This is a genomic window from Prochlorococcus sp. MIT 1011 (assembly GCF_047305235.1).
In the GTDB taxonomy this organism is placed as follows: Bacteria; Cyanobacteriota; Cyanobacteriia; order PCC-6307; family Cyanobiaceae; genus Prochlorococcus_B.
The window spans coordinates 1,845,023-1,866,280 of sequence record NZ_CP138983.1; the positions used below are offsets into that span (position 1 = coordinate 1,845,023).

The 21,258-nt window shown below is 33.8% G+C and carries 27 protein-coding genes; 14 read left to right on the forward strand and 13 right to left on the reverse strand.

The genetic code is table 11. The features are described from left to right. Positions 1–255 precede the first annotated feature (255 nt). From SIB75_RS10930 to SIB75_RS10940, 3 genes are all read left to right on the forward strand, one after another. Positions 256–573 (forward strand): hypothetical protein, encoded by a 318-nt coding sequence (locus tag SIB75_RS10930; protein ID WP_413683353.1) that lies wholly within the window; start codon positions 256–258, stop codon positions 571–573. Positions 574–1,049: 476 nt separating this feature from the next. After that, positions 1,050–1,289 carry a hypothetical protein gene (locus SIB75_RS10935; RefSeq protein ID WP_413683354.1) on the forward strand — a complete coding sequence of 80 codons (240 nt, stop codon included), beginning with the start codon at positions 1,050–1,052 and terminating at the stop codon, positions 1,287–1,289. Between the two features lie 373 nt (positions 1,290–1,662). Beyond that, positions 1,663–2,055, forward strand: coding sequence for a hypothetical protein (locus tag SIB75_RS10940; protein WP_413683355.1), 393 nt, complete (start codon positions 1,663–1,665; stop codon positions 2,053–2,055). A gap of 210 nt (positions 2,056–2,265) precedes the next feature. Here SIB75_RS10940 and SIB75_RS10945 read toward each other — a convergent pair whose 3' ends face one another. From SIB75_RS10945 to SIB75_RS10955, 3 genes are all read right to left on the reverse strand, one after another. Then, positions 2,266–2,637 (reverse strand): hypothetical protein, encoded by a 372-nt coding sequence (locus SIB75_RS10945; RefSeq protein WP_413683356.1) that lies wholly within the window; start codon positions 2,635–2,637, stop codon positions 2,266–2,268. A 243-nt stretch (positions 2,638–2,880) separates the two neighbouring features. Then, positions 2,881–3,648, reverse strand: coding sequence for a potassium channel family protein (locus tag SIB75_RS10950; protein WP_413683357.1), 768 nt, complete (start codon positions 3,646–3,648; stop codon positions 2,881–2,883). A gap of 350 nt (positions 3,649–3,998) precedes the next feature. Continuing rightward, positions 3,999–4,727: a hypothetical protein gene (locus SIB75_RS10955; RefSeq protein ID WP_413683358.1), complete on the reverse strand. Its 729-nt coding sequence runs from the start codon at positions 4,725–4,727 to the stop codon at positions 3,999–4,001. A gap of 953 nt (positions 4,728–5,680) precedes the next feature. Here SIB75_RS10955 and SIB75_RS10960 point away from each other — a divergent pair. Further along, positions 5,681–5,956 carry a DUF1651 domain-containing protein gene (locus tag SIB75_RS10960; RefSeq protein ID WP_413683359.1) on the forward strand — a complete coding sequence of 92 codons (276 nt, stop codon included), beginning with the start codon at positions 5,681–5,683 and terminating at the stop codon, positions 5,954–5,956. Here SIB75_RS10960 and SIB75_RS10965 read toward each other — a convergent pair whose 3' ends face one another. Continuing rightward, positions 5,957–6,100 (reverse strand): hypothetical protein, encoded by a 144-nt coding sequence (locus SIB75_RS10965; RefSeq protein WP_413683360.1) that lies wholly within the window; start codon positions 6,098–6,100, stop codon positions 5,957–5,959. It lies immediately after the preceding gene. A 90-nt stretch (positions 6,101–6,190) separates the two neighbouring features. Here SIB75_RS10965 and SIB75_RS10970 point away from each other — a divergent pair, with 90 nt between their 5' ends. Together SIB75_RS10970 and SIB75_RS10975 are read left to right on the forward strand one after the other, a co-directional pair. Continuing rightward, positions 6,191–6,508 (forward strand): pyrimidine/purine nucleoside phosphorylase, encoded by a 318-nt coding sequence (locus SIB75_RS10970; protein WP_413683361.1) that lies wholly within the window; start codon positions 6,191–6,193, stop codon positions 6,506–6,508. A 510-nt stretch (positions 6,509–7,018) separates the two neighbouring features. Further along, entirely contained in the window at positions 7,019–9,511 is a 2,493-nt protein-coding gene (locus SIB75_RS10975; RefSeq protein WP_413683362.1) for a tetratricopeptide repeat protein, read from the forward strand. A gap of 274 nt (positions 9,512–9,785) precedes the next feature. On the opposite strand, the gene SIB75_RS10980 is transcribed toward SIB75_RS10975, so the two are convergent. The 5 genes from SIB75_RS10980 to SIB75_RS11000 all read right to left on the reverse strand — a co-directional run bounded on the left by SIB75_RS10980 (position 9,786) and on the right by SIB75_RS11000 (position 11,459). Next, a complete protein-coding gene (locus SIB75_RS10980) occupies positions 9,786–9,932 on the reverse strand; it encodes a hypothetical protein (protein WP_413683363.1) in 147 nt (48 codons plus the stop codon). After that, a complete protein-coding gene (locus SIB75_RS10985; RefSeq protein ID WP_413683364.1) occupies positions 9,932–10,198 on the reverse strand; it encodes a hypothetical protein in 267 nt (88 codons plus the stop codon). The genes SIB75_RS10980 and SIB75_RS10985 overlap by 1 nt, the downstream gene beginning before the upstream one ends. Next, on the reverse strand, positions 10,195–10,404 hold the full coding sequence (locus tag SIB75_RS10990; RefSeq protein ID WP_413683365.1) for a hypothetical protein: 210 nt from the start codon (positions 10,402–10,404) through the stop codon (positions 10,195–10,197). The genes SIB75_RS10985 and SIB75_RS10990 overlap by 4 nt, the downstream gene beginning before the upstream one ends. Then, entirely contained in the window at positions 10,401–10,604 is a 204-nt protein-coding gene (locus SIB75_RS10995; RefSeq protein ID WP_413683366.1) for a hypothetical protein, read from the reverse strand. The genes SIB75_RS10990 and SIB75_RS10995 overlap by 4 nt, the downstream gene beginning before the upstream one ends. A gap of 684 nt (positions 10,605–11,288) precedes the next feature. Continuing rightward, positions 11,289–11,459 carry a hypothetical protein gene (locus tag SIB75_RS11000; RefSeq protein WP_413683367.1) on the reverse strand — a complete coding sequence of 57 codons (171 nt, stop codon included), beginning with the start codon at positions 11,457–11,459 and terminating at the stop codon, positions 11,289–11,291. A gap of 460 nt (positions 11,460–11,919) precedes the next feature. Here SIB75_RS11000 and SIB75_RS11005 point away from each other — a divergent pair, with 460 nt between their 5' ends. The 3 genes from SIB75_RS11005 (at position 11,920) to SIB75_RS11015 (ending at position 13,199) form a co-directional block, all read left to right on the forward strand. Further along, positions 11,920–12,105, forward strand: coding sequence for a hypothetical protein (locus tag SIB75_RS11005; protein ID WP_269612303.1), 186 nt, complete (start codon positions 11,920–11,922; stop codon positions 12,103–12,105). A 535-nt stretch (positions 12,106–12,640) separates the two neighbouring features. After that, positions 12,641–12,925 carry a galactose oxidase gene (locus tag SIB75_RS11010; RefSeq protein WP_413683368.1) on the forward strand — a complete coding sequence of 95 codons (285 nt, stop codon included), beginning with the start codon at positions 12,641–12,643 and terminating at the stop codon, positions 12,923–12,925. 28 nt (positions 12,926–12,953) lie between these two features. Next, a complete protein-coding gene (locus SIB75_RS11015) occupies positions 12,954–13,199 on the forward strand; it encodes a hypothetical protein (RefSeq protein ID WP_413683369.1) in 246 nt (81 codons plus the stop codon). Positions 13,200–13,449: 250 nt separating this feature from the next. Here SIB75_RS11015 and guaA read toward each other — a convergent pair whose 3' ends face one another. Together guaA and cbiD are read right to left on the reverse strand one after the other, a co-directional pair. Further along, entirely contained in the window at positions 13,450–15,036 is a 1,587-nt protein-coding gene (gene guaA, locus SIB75_RS11020) for a glutamine-hydrolyzing GMP synthase (protein WP_413683370.1), read from the reverse strand. A gap of 69 nt (positions 15,037–15,105) precedes the next feature. Then, entirely contained in the window at positions 15,106–16,248 is a 1,143-nt protein-coding gene (gene cbiD / locus SIB75_RS11025; RefSeq protein WP_413683371.1) for a cobalt-precorrin-5B (C(1))-methyltransferase CbiD, read from the reverse strand. 79 nt (positions 16,249–16,327) lie between these two features. Here cbiD and SIB75_RS11030 point away from each other — a divergent pair, with 79 nt between their 5' ends. Further along, the gene (locus tag SIB75_RS11030; RefSeq protein WP_413683372.1) at positions 16,328–17,482 is read left to right on the forward strand and encodes a pyridoxal-phosphate-dependent aminotransferase family protein; all 1,155 of its coding nucleotides are present in this window, start codon (positions 16,328–16,330) and stop codon (positions 17,480–17,482) included. 22 nt (positions 17,483–17,504) lie between these two features. Here SIB75_RS11030 and SIB75_RS11035 read toward each other — a convergent pair whose 3' ends face one another. Continuing rightward, positions 17,505–17,693, reverse strand: coding sequence for a hypothetical protein (locus SIB75_RS11035; RefSeq protein WP_413683373.1), 189 nt, complete (start codon positions 17,691–17,693; stop codon positions 17,505–17,507). 242 nt (positions 17,694–17,935) lie between these two features. On the opposite strand from SIB75_RS11035, the gene SIB75_RS11040 reads away from it, so the two are divergent. Together SIB75_RS11040 and SIB75_RS11045 are read left to right on the forward strand one after the other, a co-directional pair. Continuing rightward, positions 17,936–18,340 carry a DUF6554 family protein gene (locus SIB75_RS11040; RefSeq protein WP_413683374.1) on the forward strand — a complete coding sequence of 135 codons (405 nt, stop codon included), beginning with the start codon at positions 17,936–17,938 and terminating at the stop codon, positions 18,338–18,340. A gap of 146 nt (positions 18,341–18,486) precedes the next feature. Beyond that, positions 18,487–18,897, forward strand: a complete 411-nt coding sequence (locus SIB75_RS11045) for an HNH endonuclease (protein WP_413683375.1) — start codon at positions 18,487–18,489, stop codon at positions 18,895–18,897. 4 nt (positions 18,898–18,901) lie between these two features. Here the strand turns inward: SIB75_RS11045 and SIB75_RS11050 are convergent, their stop codons facing one another. After that, on the reverse strand, positions 18,902–19,126 hold the full coding sequence (locus tag SIB75_RS11050; protein ID WP_413683376.1) for a hypothetical protein: 225 nt from the start codon (positions 19,124–19,126) through the stop codon (positions 18,902–18,904). A 33-nt stretch (positions 19,127–19,159) separates the two neighbouring features. On the opposite strand from SIB75_RS11050, the gene SIB75_RS11055 reads away from it, so the two are divergent. After that, positions 19,160–20,059, forward strand: a complete 900-nt coding sequence (locus tag SIB75_RS11055) for an SDR family oxidoreductase (RefSeq protein WP_413683377.1) — start codon at positions 19,160–19,162, stop codon at positions 20,057–20,059. 169 nt (positions 20,060–20,228) lie between these two features. Beyond that, a complete protein-coding gene (pdxA, locus tag SIB75_RS11060) occupies positions 20,229–21,254 on the forward strand; it encodes a 4-hydroxythreonine-4-phosphate dehydrogenase PdxA (protein WP_413683378.1) in 1,026 nt (341 codons plus the stop codon). Positions 21,255–21,258 lie beyond the last annotated feature (4 nt).

Consider the following 21,258-nt stretch of genomic DNA (forward strand, 5'->3'; position numbering starts at 1 on the left):
AATAAGAATAATCACCATATCCGTAACAAATTCAAGCTAACTTCAAAAAGTACAAATACAATTTATTTTCATCTAGTTTTATATTCTTTTAATTTCACTGGAAAAGCCATATCAGACTATTTCATATACTAGATTCCATCTAAACATTAAACAAAACATACAAATTCTTACAGGAATAAGTATCTTCTCTAATAAGTTCCTGCAAAACAACAATTATTCAGTTATGTTCATCTCGAACATATTCAAACAAATACAATGCTACGAAAGCAAGAAAAAAATGCCATCACCAGAGGAGTTATCCTTGCTGTTGGCTGGGGATGGGGTTTAGATAGATTTTATGAAGGTGATAAAAAAGGAGGAATTCTCTCGATTATTGGTTGGGGCATTGTCTTCACAAGTTTTCTATTCCTAAAATGTTCTGGTATCGAATATGTTGATGGTGTAAAAGATTATAGCAACTACAGTCCAAACCCTCTAATCGTTCTTCCTTTGATTGCTGGTTTATACGGAATATATTTAATTCTTAGAAAAGGCTTTAGATTAGCAAAACAGTTTGAAAATGCAGAAGACTAAATAATCTTGCAGGTTATAAATCAATTCAGCCTCATGAACTAAGTCATTTTGTTTTTTAATAGTGACAAATAATCCTCTAAGGAGTAAAAATGAATTAACAGGACAACTCCTCACACAATCGTTCTGTTAAGAAAAAGCATCCAACTTCTTGTAAGAAGGGTGCTTTTTTAATGACTAATTTTGGAATTGTCACATGTGACAGTCAATCAACTCACCTGCTCAATTTTATATTTTGCAAAAAATGAGCAATTATGTATAGGTGAGGAGTAGAGATCCTCCGCAGTGGAAACAAGGAAACACTTGCGCCTGATCTCCAAAAAACCACCTTGTTAAGAACTTGGTGGTTTTTTTGTGCTTATTTTGACTTAGAAAAAGCACAACCTAAAAAGATAATGAGAGCGGTATTCTCTACAATTTTTAAAATTCTTTTCTCAATGAATGAATTAAATTAGATAATTAACTTAAGTATTCACTAAATGACTGAAGAAAATAAAGCAGACAAAAAGAAGTGCAGTGGAAAAGGTAAAGCAATGTTTGTATATGGCATTCTTCAACTAAGTTCTAGTGTGATTTCTGCTGTTGCTCTTGCTGCAATAGCCCTTAGTTTATGTTCTGTTAAACAAGAATCAAAAGTCTTCAACGAATGTGTTGAAGAGGTTCAAGCGAATGGAAAAAGCTCTTCGGATGCGGTTCGCTTCTGCAATGGTGGTAAGTAGTTGTTAGTCAATAAGTCAAAAGAATTATTCCAGTAATCAATCAAAAACAGGAATGGAGTGAACAATATTTCCCATTTTTTATGTCTTTAAGTTTTCCAGTATTGTTCCCACTTATCCTGCAATTGTCTCTGTGATAAAGAGTCATAGAAAACTCACCACTTTTTTTCTGAATTTGCATCAGCCCCCTGAATGACAAATGACACCATTACATTAAAAATCTATTATTACATGACTGCTTGGTAAAGGGTTTCTCGTTATTTAATTTGAATATCATTAGATCTTTTAACTGAGAGTAATCTATTCATAAATTGATGCAAGGATGTCTCGGTGAAATAAATTCTCCAACATGGATAAACATATTGTTTATTATCCAATGAGCCTCAAAACTATTAAAAGTATTTGTCTTGGTTATTTAGCTCTTCTAATAATTTTCTATTCGCCAAAAATAGATGCTTTATCTCATGAGTGGATAGCAGTTCCAAAAAGTCAATATGGAGCTCAGTTATGGGATAAAAACAGCATTGAGGAACATCAAGATGGATTTATACGAGTTTTAAGCAAATTTATTCCTAAAAGCACTACTGAAATTACTCAAGATATTCTATATACAATGGATGTTAACTGTTCGGAAAAATCCTTCAGAGATATTGCAGTAGGTGCAAAGAAATTTAATGAATTCAAAAATGAGGATACAGCGTGGAAAGATCCCAATGGAGACAAATTAATTTTGGGTGTGATTGATCAAGTTTGTGCTTTTATAAATTAATTCTTAAAAATGCATATTATTTTTTAACTTATATTATATTTTTAATAAATTATAGCTAGAAAAATTGAAAGGCTCGACTTGAGGAGAACAAAAGTTTTTACGAGATAAATATAGTCTTATATCAAATCATATTGAATGCTTAGAGTTTCTTTGCTCTCTCTAAATCAAAAAGCTTCGTATGAACTATATATATTATTTTTCTCCATTCACTTATTTTTTCATACCCCAATCAACTTTCACTCCAAAGCCCTCGGGTATATCTTCACTAAAATCTCTTAAATCTAGCCATTGAGTCTCATCATCTAAAGTTAAATTTTTAAACCTTCTTACATATACATCTCCAGCATAATCTGGGTCTTCAACACCAAAAAAGTCACATATTTCTTCAACCCTTGCCCAATGTTCAATTTCATTAGTTGCTCGTTTGAATTCAGTCATTTGAAATTTCGCTTGTTCCTCGTGACTTAATTTTTCTAAAACTGAAGAAGATACAGTGACAGTTGCAAAGTCCCATTTAGAGCAATCCTCTCCTTGAACCATAAGATTCCTTTTATTTAGCTCTTGTAACCAAACTTCATTCATAAATTTCCATGCTCTTCCAATCAACTAAAAGACTTTATTTGATTCAAACAAGTTTTCCAATACTGGTCTAACTGGGCTTCTAATTCAAGCTTTGATAATGAGTTAAAAAAACTTTCCATTTATTTTATGAATTCCATCAGTTGTACTCAATGAGACCATAGGATATATCGCTTCTTCTTTGCTGAAAATATTTTCCTAGACATGTAAAGATCATTTTTATTCAGTACTCGTTGAAAACTCATTTTAATACAAATCCTTTTTATTTTTATCTTGTACCCCAATTGATTCACTAAATCCAGATGCAAGTATTCCAGTAGGTATTGCAATTGCAGCAATACCCATGAGAGAGGTTATCGATGCAATGGTTTTTCCAACCGCTGTAACTGGTATTGAATCTCCATAACCAACAGCGCTGACAGTTGTAATTGACCACCAAAGACATCTTGGAATTGAACCTAACAATCTTGGTTGAATAGAAGATTCAGCTAGGTACATAAAAGTACTGCTGATCAACAAAAGAATGACTGTATAAAAAATCGAAATTTGTAATTCTTGGCTTTTTGATCGAAATGCATAATTAAAGTGATAGATACTTTGCTTAAATTTTTCACTTCTTCCAATTTTTAATATTCTTAAGAGGCGAATAATCCTAAGAATTTTTAATTCAGCACGAACACCAATAAACGATGGGACGATTGCAATGACATCAATAATTGCCATCGGTGAAACCATATAACGCAAAACACCTTTCCAGCCTTTCCCATATTTTTTTTCAAGTGGTGCGACCCATAAACGACAACAATATTCAACGCAAAACAAACCACCAATAATCCAATCCAAAAAATCTATCTGATCTCCAAATTGATAATCTATTGAGTTTTCAGTAATGACAACTGCGAAAAAAATTGAAATAAAAATGGTAACGCCACAGATTTTATTAAATAAAGAGGTTTTCACACTTGGTGAGTCATTTATTATCTGCTCATAGATTTTTAAACGTAATTCGTTCATCACTACCTACAGACTGAAATAGGAATATCTATAACTTAAACAAATCTTGTGTATTTTTCCTTTAATTACTTGCCAACCCAAAACATCAAAATAATTTAAATTACTAATTTTCACCTCACCCAAGTGGTCCCACTCAACAAAGAACATTCGCTTAGCAGTGAGCAATGTACTTCTTAAGCCTTTGAATTAGCCAAGTGTATTGAAAAATTTCTGGTGTATTAATCGATTAGAGAAAGTCCAAAAAGTTAAAAAACAAGACAAATGGATTTAGATGATTCAGCAGAAACTTGATGGGAACTAATTTACTAGCCTTCCGAATAAAGTGAATATAAAATTAATGAGGATGCTAGTTAAGTATTATTCATTTCTAGGGATAACCTTGTTTCATCTACAAAATGAATTTCCAGTTCATTACTAAAAATATCAGTACCATTCGAGGGGATGATAAGGGGTAAGTCTCTATAAGTAAGCAAACAATAGGCCATATTTAATTCCTTCGATGAATAACTTCCCTGATGAATTCCTCCCTCTGTCTTAAACTGTCCTGCTTCTGTTCTTGACCAAATAATAAACCAATCAAGTTTTTCCAATTTTTCTAATTTTGCTTCATTCAATTCGTGGTAATTGTCAGAATCAAATAACTCCATTATCGATGTCTCTACAGGTTCACCATCAACTTCTATTTCTCCTTCACTTAAGTGAATTTGATATTCCGCTGCACCGTCCTCCTCAAGAAGTACTTCATTATTAAAAGTTTTCTGTGCTAGTGCAAACATCTCTTCTTTTCTATCATCAAGAATCTTGCTGATCACCATATCTTCGTCCCAGTGACGCTCATCAATAATATATCTAAGTGGACCATATCTTTCGGAAAGTGCCTTATTAGCAGCATCTTTAGCAATTTTTGCTGCCTTTTCACTATCTTCATCAAGTTCATTTTTTAGACGTTTTAAGTCACTGGCTAGTACATCCATTTTTTTATAAAACTCGCCATAGTATTTTCCAGCTCTCGTTTTTTCAGTTGAGTAGAAAACCTTAATATATTGAATATCCCCATTGTAAGTAACTTCAAATGACATTAGATGCTAACTATCTCTTATTTGAAATGATCACCCCTTTTTTGAACCCTCGCCATAATTAAAATTTTTTGTTGGAATACAAAATTCGACCAAGGAGCGAAAGAAAGAGAATTTAATAGAGAACAAAAATTTCTCACTTTAAATATTGATCATGAATTAAACTTTTTTGAAATTACAAAATCTTTTGACTTTCAAGAGCATAAAAATTATTTTTCTTGGGAAAGATGTCCTTATACGAATTTTTTGTAAAGATAGGAAAAAGAGTATATAGAAAAGATACCCAATAAAAGCTTAGTTATATAGACATCCGTCATCCAACTCAAAATCAAAACCAAACTATATAAATCAAATTATCACTTAATAGTAGATGTTTCCCTTACTCACACTTAATAGCACTTACTAAAATTATTAAATAGCAAAAAGGGATTGTCCCTGTAATTTACTAAGTAGAACTTGTTTGAAAGCATATCTTTGGAATTTGCGAAGAGATATAAAATATTATGCTTTTTTAGTACCTGTGCCAATACTTAAACCCGCCATTAAAAGGTTTCATCTTGACTCCATTTCAATTATGTTTTGATTGTGAGGAGTTGAGATCCTCCGCAGTGGAAACAAGGAAACACTTGCGCCTGATCTCATAAAGAAACCGCCCTAACAGAGATGGGCGGTTTTTTTATGCCTTTTCTAGAGTAGCCGGTCATATTTCCACCTCCACAAGTTGTTTTCGAGTTACTGCCTTTAAGTACAGCAGTGGTTTTAATTTTCAATATCAGATACAACTCCTTCGGAAACAATGAAGACGATATTTGATTAGAAATAATTATCTTGACTTTCTTACCTTAACTAATACATTTGTATTAGTATAGCCCCATCACTAAAAGCAAGTGATCCACGAAGTGAGCATCGTGGTTTTTTGTCTCTTCTTTTAGGTGACTCCATCGGACATCAGTTATATGAATCAACCAATCAGAGAAGCATTGCCAACACCAACAGGATGGTTAGTCGCACCTACTAGAGATTTTTGTCTGTTCTTTATTCGTGATCCGAAATCGGTGATGGTTGCACCGACTGTGTTCACACAACTTTGGTATTGCAGTGAAGAAGGCATACCAACCAAATTAAAGAACACAAGAAAACTGGACTATGAATCTGCCCATGAGACATGGAATGAATTGCTATCTAATGATTGGGAATTGCTAGAGCATCAAATTAATGATACTGCTGCTTAGTCATCGAATCAGATATCTAAGAATTACAACTAGGGCGATGGCAATAATTCCATAAGTCCAAACTGAACCACTATTTCTTGAGACACGTTCCATCCAATCTGGAAGACCATTATTTTTAATGATGAATAGATAAAGCAATCCCAAGATCAATACTGGGATAACAATTGCTTAAATGAAACTCAACATCTATAGATTATAATTAGTGATTAGAAAATTAGATTCAGGGTCTTCTAAATGGATAACTATCAAAATGTAGATGTTGATAAATTAGCAAATATTTATTTTGATGGTAAAGTTATTAGTCGAAACATCTTTTTAAAAGATGGTTCAAAAAAAACATTAGGAGTGATGCTGGAGGGTGGATATGAATTTAAGACTGCCTCAAGAGAACTAATAGAAATCCATTCTGGAAAACTAAATGTCAAAATTGCAGGTGATAAAGATTGGACATTAATAACAGAGGGTATGGATTTTAATGTCCCAAAAAATTCTTCATTTTGTTTAGAGGTTTTAAAATTAGCAAACTACACATGCTCTTATTTTGATAATTAGAAAAATTAGAGTAAGGAAACACTTGCGATAGATCTTCAAAAAGACCTGCTTTAGAGCAGGTCTTTTTGTGCCTTTTTAAATCCTCAGGGCATAAGAATTTGTAGAGAAGGTGACAAGATGGCACGTGGAACTTGCGTGGAACTGACTACTCCAAAACCATTGTTACTCTGTCACATCAATCTCAAGTGGAACATCATTTTTAAGTGACTGACTATGTTTTTACTGCCCTGAACTATTCCCACTCAATAGTTCCTACCAAAAAGATTGAGGGTATAACTAGGTTCTCAAAGATTATTTTATCGTGACAAACCCGTAACAAACCGACAAAGTCCAGCAATGAAAAGGATTGGTATTGTTTTATGAGTTGATTTATTTAATAATCGTAAAAAAGTCAACTGAAAATAGTAGTTAATGGCTCTCTATCAATGGTAATGATTTTAGAAGGAATTAATCAGGATTTAAATTAGTAGTAAAATAGGAAGAGCTAAAAGAGAGAAAAAACAAGAGAAGATGAATAGCTCTAGTCAAGAAGCAGAAGTAAAGACGAAAATTACTAAGGTGAAAACATTCCCCGTTCCATTTGCTTTAGGAGAAATCAAAGAAAATTTTACTATTAATACAAGTACTCCTTCTAAACCCTCTAAAGAAGAAATAATTAAGCAAGCATTTGATTTCCATTCACAAGGAAATACTCAAAAAGCAGCACAATATTATCAATATTTTATTGCTAAAGGTTTTAATGATTACAGAGTTTTTTCTAATTATGGAATCATATTGATAGATCATGACAAATTACAAGAAGCAGAAATCTGCACTCGAAAAGCTATTAAAATTAATCCTAGTTTTGCAGATGGCCATTTAAATCTAGGAAGCATATTAAGCAAACTTGGCAAATCAGAAGAAGCAGAAATCTGCACTCGGAAAGCTATTAAAATTAATCCTAATTATGCAGAAGCTTATTTCAATCTCGGATCCATATTGATAGATCTTGGCAAATTAAAAGAAGCAGAAATCTGCACTCGAAAAGCTATTAAAATTAATCCTGATTATGCAGAAGCATATTCCAATCTCGGATCCATATTGATAGATCTTGGCAAATTAAAAGAAGCAGAAATCTGCACTCGAAAAGCTATTAAAATTAATCCTAATTATGCAAAAGCATATTCCAATCTTGGATCAATATTGATAGATCTTGGCAAATTAAAAGAAGCAGAAATCTGCACTCGAAAAGCTATTAAAATTAATCCTGATTACGCAGAAGCATATTTCAATCTCGGATCCATATTGATAGATCTTGGCAAATTAAAAGAAGCAGAAATCTGCACTCGAAAAGCTATTAAAATTAATCCTGATTACTTAGATGCTCATTTGAATCTTGGAAGCATACTGAGAAATATTGGAAAATCAAAAGAATCTTTTGTTTCTTACCTACGAGTAATTAAAATTAATCAAACTTATCCTCGTATATATTCCTTCATAACGGAATTGCTAAGAGATTCAGACCCTTCACAGTTAAATAAATCAAACTTAAAACATATATTAAATCTTCTTTTAGAAAAAGATAATTTATCTCATAAGGAATTATTCAAAGCATTTAATTTTTTATATAGAGATAAAATAATAAATAATCTGGAAATACTAGACTCAGGGCACTTCAAAAATAAATTAATATTTAATGATAAAATTTTCATTAATGCACTAAAAAAAATTATATTTAGTGATCAAAAATTAGAAGAAATTCTAACGAAACTAAGAAAAAATATATGCAAACAGATAATCAAAAATAAAAAGAATATTTGTTACTCTCAATTGCAATTTATTATTGCCTTAGGAGAACAATGCTTCCTTAATGAATATGTCTACTCTCTCTCCAAAGAAGAAAAAGTATCTCTTGATTGTATCATCCAAAGATGTCAAGAAAATGAATTAAATGAAATAAATTTGTCAATTTTATCTTGTTATTTTCCACTATATAAACTACTTGATCAAATACCATCTTTAAAATCTTTTTATTCTTCAGATCAAAGTTTCAAAGAACTAATAAAATTACAAATAATAGAGCCACTAAAAGAAATTGAATTATCCCAAAATGTCAAAAATATTGGATCAATTAATGATAATACTTCTCTAAGAGTAAAAACTCAATATGAAGAAAGTCCATATCCTAGATGGAGATATGGAAATCACTCAGAATGTCAAAAGATAACGTTTGTTCAAGGAGTTAATAATGAAATCAACCCTAATTATATAACTCAAACTTTAGGTGATGATCAATTACAAATTCTGATTGCTGGATGTGGAACAGGTCAGCAAATCTTACAAGCACAGAGGTATAAAAATGCTCAAATAACCGCTATAGATTTAAGTCTATCTAGTCTTGCTTATGCTCAAAGGAAGATAAATGAACTTGAAATTAATAATGTTGAACTAATTCACATGGACATCTTAGAAGTTGATTTACTGAAAATAAAATTTGACATTATTGAATGTGGAGGTGTTTTGCATCACATGCATAATCCCTCGAAGGGGTTAACAACATTAATGGGTGTTTTAAAACACAATGGATTCCTTAAGTTAGGTTTATATAGTGAGTTAGCAAGACAAAATATTATTTCGGCAAGAAAATATATTAATCATAATAAACTTAAATCAAATCAGGATGATATTCGTGATTTCAGACAAACTATCTTTTCTGGAAAAAGACCAGAACTTAACTCTCTATTAAAGAGTAGTGATTTCTATACACTTTCTTCCTGCCGTGATCTTTGCTTTCATACAAAGGAACACAGATTCACAATCAAACAAATACTGGAAATACTCCAATCAAATGAATTAAAGTTCCTTGGATTCTTACTTCAACAACCAGTTAAATCTCTCTATAAAAGATATTTCCCAGAAGATAAGAAGCAAATCAACTTACAAAACTGGGCAAAGTTTGAAGAAAAACATCCCAACACTTTCAGCGAAATGTATCAGTTCTGGGTTTGTAAAAATGAGAATTGACAAATTCCACACCCAAAATATTTAATTTTTATAGAGAAAAGCATCTTTCTACGATTTCTCCATGGAGACGGTAAAAGTGTGCCACGTGAAACCATAAAAATCAAATTATCACTAGAAAGTAGACGTTTCCGTTACTCCCACTCAATAGTTCCTACCATATATGGGGTATAAAAACGCAGTAATGACTGGGTTTCTTAAATGCAATATAGCACGGGAAACATACGGGGAAAGTTTATCCAAGGAAAAGTGGGGACTCATAAACCGTAAAAATAAATCACTTATAAACCCAGTTAGCAGAAACTATTTTTGCTTCTGGGTTACTTTCTTTTGCAATCTTTTTTGCTTCGTCCATATTTCCTGCAACGATTGTTTCTTCAAAAGTCTTCTCCTCCTTGTCGATCATCGTGACTTGAAATCTCATTACCAATCTGGATAGAGAACATCGTCCTCAATAAGGACATAAAACTCTTTTTTTGCAAGTCGCTTTTCCCATTCAAGAAATGAACTCTGACAATTAGGAGTTGGAGATTCTCGATATCCTTTCATCTTTTTCCAACGGATATACAACGCACCTAATAACCAACTATCAGTTAAAGACTTTTGACCATGCTTCAATATCTTTTCTTGTTTGCCATTGAAGTTTGCTGAATCAAGTAGTTCTTGCTTCCAATCTATTTGTTCTCTCATTGCTGTTCTTCCTCTTGTTCATTTTGCAGTTTTAGTTGCTCATATGTCTTCTTCAATCTTTTGTATTCCTCATGAAGTGCACCCAGTTGCCATGCGTCTCGGAATCCTCTTGGACCTTCCATTAGCAGTCTCACTACTTCAGGTTTATGTGTCTTCATTTCTAAGAACTCTTCTTGCCATGAGGTGTCATCCCATTTGGTGCTCATGCTTTCCCTCCATATTTTTTAAACTCATCCAATGAACTGACAACTATGCTCTTGTAATCCTCAGGGAAGCGTGCCTTCATGATTGCTGGAATTTCCAAGCAATCTGGATAGGGGTTATGCAAATAAAAAATAACTTCCTTCTCTCCCTTCAAAACAATGTAATTAGATAATCCACCTGCATAATTATTTTTTTTAGTCATGCTGCCACTCCTTCTCTTTCAATAATCTTTTGAACTGTAGATCTATTCATGTGTTCTTGTTCCTTTTTTACAGGGTCTCATCAGTTTGTGTTTCCCTAGTGACAAAAGGTGCAGACAGGAGTAGAAATGAAATAACAGAACAACTCCTCACACAATAGTTCTGTTGTAAAAAGGCACTCGACTTCTCGTAAGTGGGGGTGCTTTTTTAATGGTTGATTTTATAGAATTGGCACATGTGACAGTTGAGAAACTCATCTGCTGACACTTGAGACCCCTAGTTACGTCTAATAAGTTGATTTTGTGAGGAGTTGAGATCCTCCGCAGTGGAAACAAGGAAACACTTGCGCCTGATCTCACAAAGAAACCGCCCTAACAGAACTGGGCGGTTTTTTTGTGCCTTTTCTAGAGTGGTCTAATGATATTTCCACCTCCCCAAGTTGTTTTTGGATTACTGCTTTTAAGCACAGCAGTAGTTTTGATTTTTGATATCAGATACAACCCATTCGGAAACAGTGAGGACGATATCTAATTAGGAATTTTTTCGGATGCAGAACCTTTGTGAAATTGATTAGAAAAGGAAAAGCAGAACAACTCCTTACCAAAATCGTTCTGTAAATGAAGAGAGGGACTCAAGGTCGCTGAAGCAGCAGGGTCCCTTTCTTAATGCAATTTAAATGAATGAAATCAGTCTCCTTTATCGTGAATATCTCCTGAATAAGATTGAGGTCCTATCTCTGGTGGTGGATTATTTCCGAAGTTATCAACTAAAGCATCTGCCTCACTTGTAAAAAGTTTAGTGAACCATTGCTTAGTTGCAATAATTGCTGTCCAGATCTTGTCTCTTTTTCTGGTCATAGATATACCTCAAAAGTAGTAAGGGGGCGAGATTTTGGTCGCCCCCTTTGAGTCCATCACTCCAGACCTAAGGAAGTGCGTTGACTCCTGAGAATGTTTTACTACTACTGAATGGAAATTGCTATGGGTAAGAACACCAGAGTATTTCTACATTTGGGTTCTCTGTATAGATATTTTCTAAGAAGGGGAGTAGACATAAATCAAGAGTCATCGCACTCTCGAAGATATTAAAAAGGGGAAATGTGCATTGACTCTAAGGAGGAATCTCACACCTCCTGATGTGAACAGAGTCACCTTTCGTGCGGTCTCTGCAATGGTCGGAACAACCCAAACCCCTGATTAGTTTCAGGGGTCTTTCTTTGTGCGGTAATCAGAGTTAATACTTTAGGGTTTTTGTCCTATAGATTTTTTGAATTAGGAGGAGTAGATATAAATCAAGGCACTATTAGGAGGTCAAACCATGTCATGCGGTAATCCATTTAAACATGCAATCGAAGACGTAAAGGAAACATTCTCAAAATCTTGTGGAGTTCCTATGCAAGGGAACGATTGGTGCGATCTGGTTTCGAATTATGAAACTGATTTTGATGAGGTCGATTACGAGAATGAATGTTTGCAGTTTGGCAACTGCTCAATGGACTACTAAAAAACATTGAACTAACAGGAGATCTAATTATGCAAGCAACACGTAGTTTCAGATCCAATGGGTCGAATACTCTTTCATCGATCTTTCTTTGGTTTTCTGTCCTTTTAATCTCACTTGGAACACTTCCACACCTTGTTCCTTATTACTTTCAGTTGAAATATTGAGGTAAAAAGGATGATTCTCGATCTTCTCAAACTCATTCTCAGAAAACACAAAGATTATTGGGTGGTTGGTTAAACAGGAGTTTTTTCTCATGTTCACCTGATCTGAATTTGTAATAATGAATTAGGAGTTACAGCACCTTCTGTGGGTCAAAGTTAAATAAAGGATGGAAATTTAGTTCAATCAATTGAGTGCTTGACTCAAAGGGAGCGACCAAAATCTCGCTCCCTTCTTTAATGGAAAAAATAGATGACTTGACCTAATAGACAAATATAGTACGTTTGTATTAGTGTTATCCCCATCACTAAACCGACAAAGGAAGCACGAAGTGAGCATCGTGCTTTTTTTGCCTCTTCTCACAAGGAGAACCAAGATGGATCGAATTAAAACACCAAAAGTTGTTGCTCCAGTTGAAGCACTTGAGCATCCAAAAGAGTGGAGTTATTTCACTAATCTGGAGCTGGTGAAGTCCAGAGGAAGTTCAGTTTGTCTTACATGTGAACACTTCACTTATACGTGCGATAAATCATGCGTCACTCTTTTGACTTGTCCACTTCACCAACGTCTTATCCCTCAAGGTGAACATCTCACAAAGCGTTGCCTGAATTGGCAAAAGAAGAGGGTATTACAAATTGGATGGTGTCCAGAAGTTGCATAACAAACCAAAAATTATTTCCTCAAAACCAATGAAATTAACTACCACTGCTGATTCTGTGATGATGTTTTGCATCATCGCTTCAATGGCAATTTTTGATGCCTTCTCAACTCTTCTTTCGATCCTAAAGAAAGGAATATTTATTGATCAGAAATCGGTACTGATGCAAAAGACCAATAGCGAATTGAGAGCAATGCTGGTTGGCATAGACAAAATTTCCAAACTCAATAAAAAACAATTAGTCGATTTAGTAATAGAAAAAAATGAACTTTTTTGATACTAAGAATTTCTCATTGCGTAGAGAAGTCGTTCATAGATTCTCATCAACTAAATCTTAGAAATAAAAGCACAAGTGTAGAGAAAACAGACTATCTACAATTTCTCTGTAGAGACACTGAAAATGTCCCACGGTGAAGTCACGGTGAAGTGCCTGCTTGAGATCCCTTGTCACTCTGTCACTTCACACTTAAATAGTTTCTACGGTGAAGTATCGTTTTTAGTCTATAACTACTTTTTAGTAGTCAATGCTATTCCCACTCAATAGTTCCTGGAGGCTTACTTGTTATATCCAAAACAACTCTATTAACTCCCTCAACTTCATTAACAATACGGTTAGAAATTTTTTCTAAAATATCATACGGTAAACGAGACCAATCAGCCGTCATTCCATCTTCGCTTGAAACACAACGCACAACAATTGGCCATGCATAGGTTCTTTGATCTCCCATTACTCCAACTGAGTAGACAGGCAACAAGACAGCAAAAGCTTGCCAGATCTCGTTATACAAACCAGCATTATTAACCTCCTCTCTCACAATTAAATCTGCATCCCTTAAACAATTTAATTTTTCATAAGTAACCTCTCCCAAAATCCTTATAGCCAATCCTGGACCTGGGAATGGGTGTCTTCGAACAATTTCATCCGGTAATCCTAATGATTTACCAACTTTTCTGACTTCATCTTTAAATAAACGTCTCAAAGGCTCCACTAGTTTAAATTGTAAATCTTTTGGTAAGCCTCCTACATTATGATGACTTTTGATTTTAACCGCTATTCGTTCACCAGTTTTGGGATCAATATTTGTTCCAGAACTTTCTATTACATCTGGATAAAGCGTACCTTGAGCCAAGTAATCAAAAGGGCCCAAACGAAGACTCTCCTCTTCAAAAACTCTAATAAATTCTCTGCCTATAATTTTACGCTTTTGTTCAGGATCAATTACTCCTTTTAATTTTGAAATAAATCTTTCTCGAGCATTAATATATTCAACATTAATTTTAAACTGCTCATCAAAAAAAGACATTAAAAATTCGGGCTCACCTTTTCTCATAAAACCTTGGTCAATAAACATGCACGTCAATTGAGGTCCTATTGCTTTATTTAATAAAAATGCAAGAGTTGATGAATCAACACCACCCGATAGAGCCAATAAAACTTTTTTATCGCCTACTTGTTGTTGTACTTGAGAAACAGCTTCATCTATGAATAAATTTGTCGTCCAATCTGGCTCACATGAACAAATATGATATACAAAATTTCTTAGTAAAACCATTCCCTGAGTAGAATGAACAACTTCGGGATGAAATTGCACTCCATAAAAACTCTTTTCGTGAAAAGCAATTGCTGCTTCTAAAGTATTGGAAGTATGAGCTAATCTGACAAATCCCTTAGGTAATTCCTGAACTGAATCACCATGACTCATCCACATTGTTGATCCACTAATGACATTAGTTAATAAAGCAGTTGGATCATCAACTTCTAAAGGTGCTTTTCCATATTCGGCTTTACCAGTAGCAGGTTTTACAGATCCGCCTAACTGATGAACCATTAATTGCATTCCATAACAAACACCCAATACAGGAACACCTAAATTGAAAATTTCTTGGTCACAATATGGAGCACCTTCTTCATAAACAGATCCAGGTCCTCCGCTTAAAATAATTCCTTTAGGATCAAGAGAACGTAGTTGATCAGCAGAGGTTGTGTAACTCATAACTAATGAGTAAACCTCTGTCTCTCTAATCCTTCGAGCAATTAATTCTGAATATTGAGAACCAAAATCGAGAATTACGATTGCTGGATTACGTTTTTCCTCTGAAATCATTGAAGTCATATCAACCTGATGAATCCTTATAAAACATTCTTATTCAATAGACTAATTAAGAGCATGAGAATATGCCTATCACTTAAGCATTAACCCTAAAGAATTAATTTGTTTTATACCTTCAAAACCAGCCCAACGAATTTGTCTTTTACGGTCAAACAACACAGATCCTATTTCCATCGATGAAGATAAATATCGATTCACATAGCTCTGACTTTTAATTTCTATTTCTTTAGCCATTCGACCCCAAATCAAAGATATCGCCTCTGGGTTACTTACTTCAAGGGTTAACAAAGCATTTTCTACTGATGTTGATTTACTTATTAAATTAATCAAATCAAAAGAAATAGCTTCTCTAACTGCAAGTGAAGTGAGAATTTCAAGTCTTCCATCAGCGAGATGATGATGAGTATGAAAAACACCACCAGAGAGTTTTACTAATTTTCCATGATATCCAAATAATAAAAGTTTCTTCACACCATTTTCCGCAGCAGCAACAAGAAGAGGTCCTACCCAATTCCCCGTTTTAATAATTTGATTAGCTGGAATTCCAAATTTCAATGCTAAATCCATTCCATTTTCACCAATTACAAAAGTTAAGAATCCATCAAAGGCTGATTTAGAACATTTATCGCGCAAGATTTCTTTGCAGTTTTTCAACTGATCAGGAGAAGCACTAATTTGAGCTTCAGCCTGTGTCCCAATCAGAGACAAGCCATCTACAACTCCAAATGCTTCATTACTCGTCTTTAAAGCACGATCTTTTCCTTGAGGTAAAACAATCTCTATTTTAATTGAACTGCCTTTGGGTAAGAGGGGGTAAAGGTTTATACACAGCAAATCACGCGCAAAATTAGATATACATGGCAGACCAGATGATTTAAATTTACCTACTCCATACCCGGCATGAAAATCAAGCCAATCAGGAAAACCATTCTGAACTATCTTCCCGGATTTATAGTTTTCTTTTGTTAATTGAACATAAGCCCAAATTTCTAATCCTCTTGTTAGATCAAGAGATAACCCAGACTGACAATGACTGATTGCCAAAGCTTTCTCACCATTATCAAGTAATGCAGAAGAAGAAACGGGCACCTTAATTGACTCTTCTTTCTCTGGTAAATAAATGTTCTCGATATCTTGAAATTTATTACCAACAAGAATATTGGTTGCAGACTTTGCAGCCGCAACCACCCAAACAGGCAGAGTAAATCCTTTCAAATCATTGGAAGAGCTGACGATAGAAGAAATTCCTTAAATAATTTTTTAAGATAATAATAATCAAGATTTAAATAAGTAAATGCAGGACAAACTCAATCTAATGATTCCTGGACCAACCCCGGTCCCAGAAAATGTTTTGAGTTGTATGAGTAAACACCCCATCGGTCATAGAAGTGGAGATTTTCAAGAAATTGTAAAAAAGACAACTGAGCAACTCAAATGGCTTCACCAAACAACTGCAGACGTACTAACAATCACAGGGAGTGGTACAGCTGCGATGGAAGCTGGAATCATCAATACATTAAGCAAAGGTGATCAAGTTATCTGTGGTGATAATGGGAAATTTGGAGAAAGATGGGTAAAAGTTGCAAAAGCATATGGACTAGAAGTAAAAGTCGTAAAAGCCGATTGGGGGCAACCTCTTGACCCAAATGAATTCAAGAGACTTCTCAAAGAAGACAGAGATGGAAAAATTAAAGCAGTAATTTTAACTCACTCAGAAACTTCAACAGGAGTAATTAATGATCTAAAAACTATAAATAACGAAGTAAAAAGTAATAGTAAAGCTATTACAATTGCTGATTGTGTAACAAGTATTGGTGCATGTAATATTCCAATGGATGAATGGGGGATTGATGTAATAGCCTCGGGTTCTCAAAAAGGTTATATGATTCCACCAGGTCTCAGTTTTGTTGCAATGAGCAAAAGAGCATGGGAAGCAAATGAACAATCAAATTTACCTAAATTTTATTTAGATTTAAAACAATATTTAAAAACAGCAAACAAAAACAGTAATCCATTTACTCCTGCAATAAATTTATACTTTGCTTTGGAAGCGTCGCTGACAATGATGCAAAAAGAAGGGTTAAATAATATATTCGCCCGGCACGCTCGTCATCAAAAAGCGACACAAGAAGGAATAAAAGCAATGGGTTTAAACTTATTTACAAACGAAGGTTTTGGAAGTCCAGCAATAACAGCTGTTGAGCCTGAGAATATAGATGCAGAAACTATAAGAAAACTAATAAAGAATGACTTCGACATACTCCTTGCTGGAGGGCAAGATCATTTGAAAGGAAAAATCTTTAGGATTGGTCATTTAGGATTTGTAAATGACAGAGACATTATTAGTGTCATATCAGCTTTAGAAAGCACTCTTGATAAAATAGGAGAACTAAATGTACCAATTGGTAGAGGTATTGCGAAAACTATTTCAATCCTAAATAACGAATAATATTTAAGAATCTATAAAATAACTATCTAGTTTTAATTAGATGAAGTACTTGAGGACCAACGCTAAGGGCCTTTCTCTCTTGGTCAAGTACTTTCAAAATCAAACCAGCAGATAATTGCAAATCTCCTTCATCAGCATAAAATGATGCATTCTTAAAAAAATCACTAGCCTCTTTCAAAAATGCTAGTTTTTTTACCTTTATTGCATTCATTATTAAATTTGCAAGTACAATAAATTTTGGGAAACTAGTATATCAAAAAATATTTATAACAGTCATATCTAAAAATAAGCGATACCAAAAGTAAAAAATTTACTTCACAGATTTTTAAATAAAATTTTTGATCAATAAAACAAGCACTAGAATTAATGAATAAAGCAGAATACTAATACGAGATAAAGCTAGACAGAAGAAAGAATAATAGATAATTTAAGATTGACAGTTCTTTTAAAATCATGCCAATTGGGATAAAGCGAAACTTCTTACCAATTTCAATAATTTGTTTAGTCTGTAGTACTACTTTAGGTTTAAAAGTTAATGGAGCAGTAACAAACGGAGCAGACATATATTGCTTTATGAGGAATGGGGGTAATACTCATGAACCAAGCTGGGAAGCAGCCTATCAATTTATAAAAAGCAAAAAACAAGGTTTATTCAAAACTTCACCTAAACAAGCAGCCTCGTTAATTGTTGAAGAAGTAGTTCAAGATCCTGCAAAATATGCAGATTGCATTAATTATTTAGGCGATCTATATACAGGAGAATCAAGCTCAATTGGAATTAATGATAATAAAGAATCAGAAGTCAACAGCACCGAGAAAACTCCTAAGGGGAAATATATAGACCGTTATAATTATTAGTCTTTCGATTTTGATTTGTTAATACATAAGCATTGCATAAACCTTTCTCAATTCAAAAATAAATCTTATAAAATCAAAAAATGCAATTTTCGATACATTGACTTATTGGCCTATCAAGGCAAAATTAATTTACTTAAATAATAAGTATGCACAAAAGGGATGCGGTTTTCTTAGAAGATCTATGCCCAAAGCTACGTGACCGAAGATGGCGAAAATCTTTGCATGAATACACAGGTAAGCGATGTATATATTGTGGGGAAAATTCAGAATCAATTGACCATGTCCTACCCAGAAGCAAAGGTGGATTAAGTATCACTGAGAATTGTGTACCTGCCTGCCTATCTTGCAATGGAAGCAAAACAGACAATAATGCTTTTGAATGGTACCGAAAACAACGTTTTTACGACCCAAGGCGATCAATGGCTATTAGAGCTTGGACTGAGGGTGACATACGACTAGCTTTGAGACTTCTAAAATGGGCTGAACCTAAACGGACTGAAAACATTGAGAAATCAAAATCTCTTTTAAATGAAGATTATTCTTGGCAAGCAGCTTAAGGTTCTACCAAACTTGACAGGCATCAGAAGAATTATATTTTTCACATATAGAAGCTATATTAGATGACTTCTCAGGAACAAAAACTATACAAAGAAGAAAGCAGATTGAGGCAATCAAAGGTTTTATCAAGCTTTGATTTTTATTCTGTCCAGATAATCTTTCATAGTTCCTTAATTTGCTAGCACCATTGACGGAATTAAGACTAGGCTTTAAAGAAGAAGCAATCATTGCTCAATAACCAAACATAATACATTTGTACTAATGATTCAGGATATTGTCAAGCGCTTTGATCCTCTACCGCCTAAATCAAAATTAGTAATATTTGGAGGTGGATTTAGTGGACAAAGAATCGCAAGTTTTGCAAGAGGTTTAGGAATAAAGGTTTTATGCAGCAGAAGAAACAAAGAAAGCGAAGGAGCTGATTTCATATTTAATACCGAAAAAGAAATATCTAACGAAATTTTCGAAGGAACAACGCACGTATTGAGTTGCATACCTCCTTTATTGAATGGAGAAGATCCTGTACTACTTAAACTCAAGACTCAATTATTAAATTCTAAGAATTTAAAATGGGTTGGATACTTATCCACAACTGGTGTATATGGAGATACTAAAGGAGGATGGGTAAATGAAAATACTTCACCTAATCCTCAGCAAGAAAGAAGTATTCGTAGATTTTCATGTGAAAAACAATGGATAGAAACAAAGCTTCCTATTCAAATACTTAGATTGCCTGGTATTTATGGACCTGGAAGATCTGCATTTGAAAGCCTATTTAATGGAACAACAAAAATGATAGATAAGCCCGATCAAGTTTTTTCAAGAATTCATGTCGATGATATTGCTGGATCTGTATTGTTTTTAATTAATCTCTATTCTCAAGGGAAAAATCCATTAGTAGTAAATGTAGCTGATGACTTACCAACAAGTAATCTGGAAGTGATTACTTTCGCAGCGAAAATAGCTAAAAAATCTATACCATTAAAAATCCCTTTTGATATTGCAAAAAAGGAGATGAGTCCAATGGCACTATCTTTTTGGCAAGAAAATCGAAAAGTTGATAACAAGCTATTATGTCAAAAACTTGGCTATTCTCTAATCTATCCTGATTTTAAATCTGGCCTAAAAAATTGTTTCTCTAAATTAAAAATGAATGAATAGTTTTTATATTTCAGATAATCTTTAATGTCTGTTCTTTTCAAAAAAATGACGTAAGTTCTATATGCAAATAGATTCTAATTAATTAAATACAATAAATATCATAGAAAAACTTTTCAGATTCATTGCAACCAATTCAATTTAAGTAAAAAAATCAAACTCACATCTAAACATGCAAAAAGTTAAAGCACCAGAATCAAATAAAAATACTATTATTATTTCATTAGGAGATCCTGCAGGAATAGGAACTGAAATAATACTTAAAGCGCTTGGTTCTAAGTACTTAAATAATAATATTCAGCCTTTAATTGTTGGATGCAAAAATAACATTTATGAAACTTACACAAAGTTAATTAATCATGGAATAGATAATATACCTGACCCAGAGAAACTTGATATTATTGATATTCCCCTAGAAAGAAACATCATTCCAGGAATAGTTGATGAGCATACTGGCGCAGCAAGCTTTAAATGGCTTTTGAATGCGACAAATATGCTTTTAGAAGGAAAAGCTAAGGCTCTAGTGACAGCACCTATTTCAAAAATTGCATGGCATAAAGCAGGCCATAAATTTGCAGGACAAACTGAACTATTAGGTAAATTAACTAACAAAAAGACATCTATGCTTTTCACAGCAATATCACCAAATAACGGTTGGAGATTTAATACTTTGTTAGCTACAACACATATATCTATTAATAAAATAAATAATAATTTAACTAAAGAGTTGATTAGATATAAATTAGATGCATTATTGCATTTCTGTCGTCAATTCAAAGACAAACCATTAATACATATAGCCGGCTTAAATCCTCATGCAGGAGAAGAAGGAAAGATTGGAATAGAAGAGCAAAAATTAATTATTCCCAGTTTAAACGAATGGAAAGTAGACAATCCAGGTGTCAAAATTACTGGGCCTATTCCTCCAGATACATGCTGGTTATCTTCAGCAGATGCATGGATTGGCGGGTCTAATGAAAATAACGCACCTGATGGAATTCTTGCTTTGTATCACGATCAAGGTCTAATACCAGTAAAGCTGATCGCATTTGATCAGGCTGTTAATACAACTCTTGGACTGCCGTTTATAAGAACATCCCCTGATCATGGGACTGCTCTTGATATTGCAGGTAAGTTTAAAGCAAGAGCAACGAGCATGATTTCTGCGATGAATAATGCCTGGCTTCTTTCTCGATAAATAA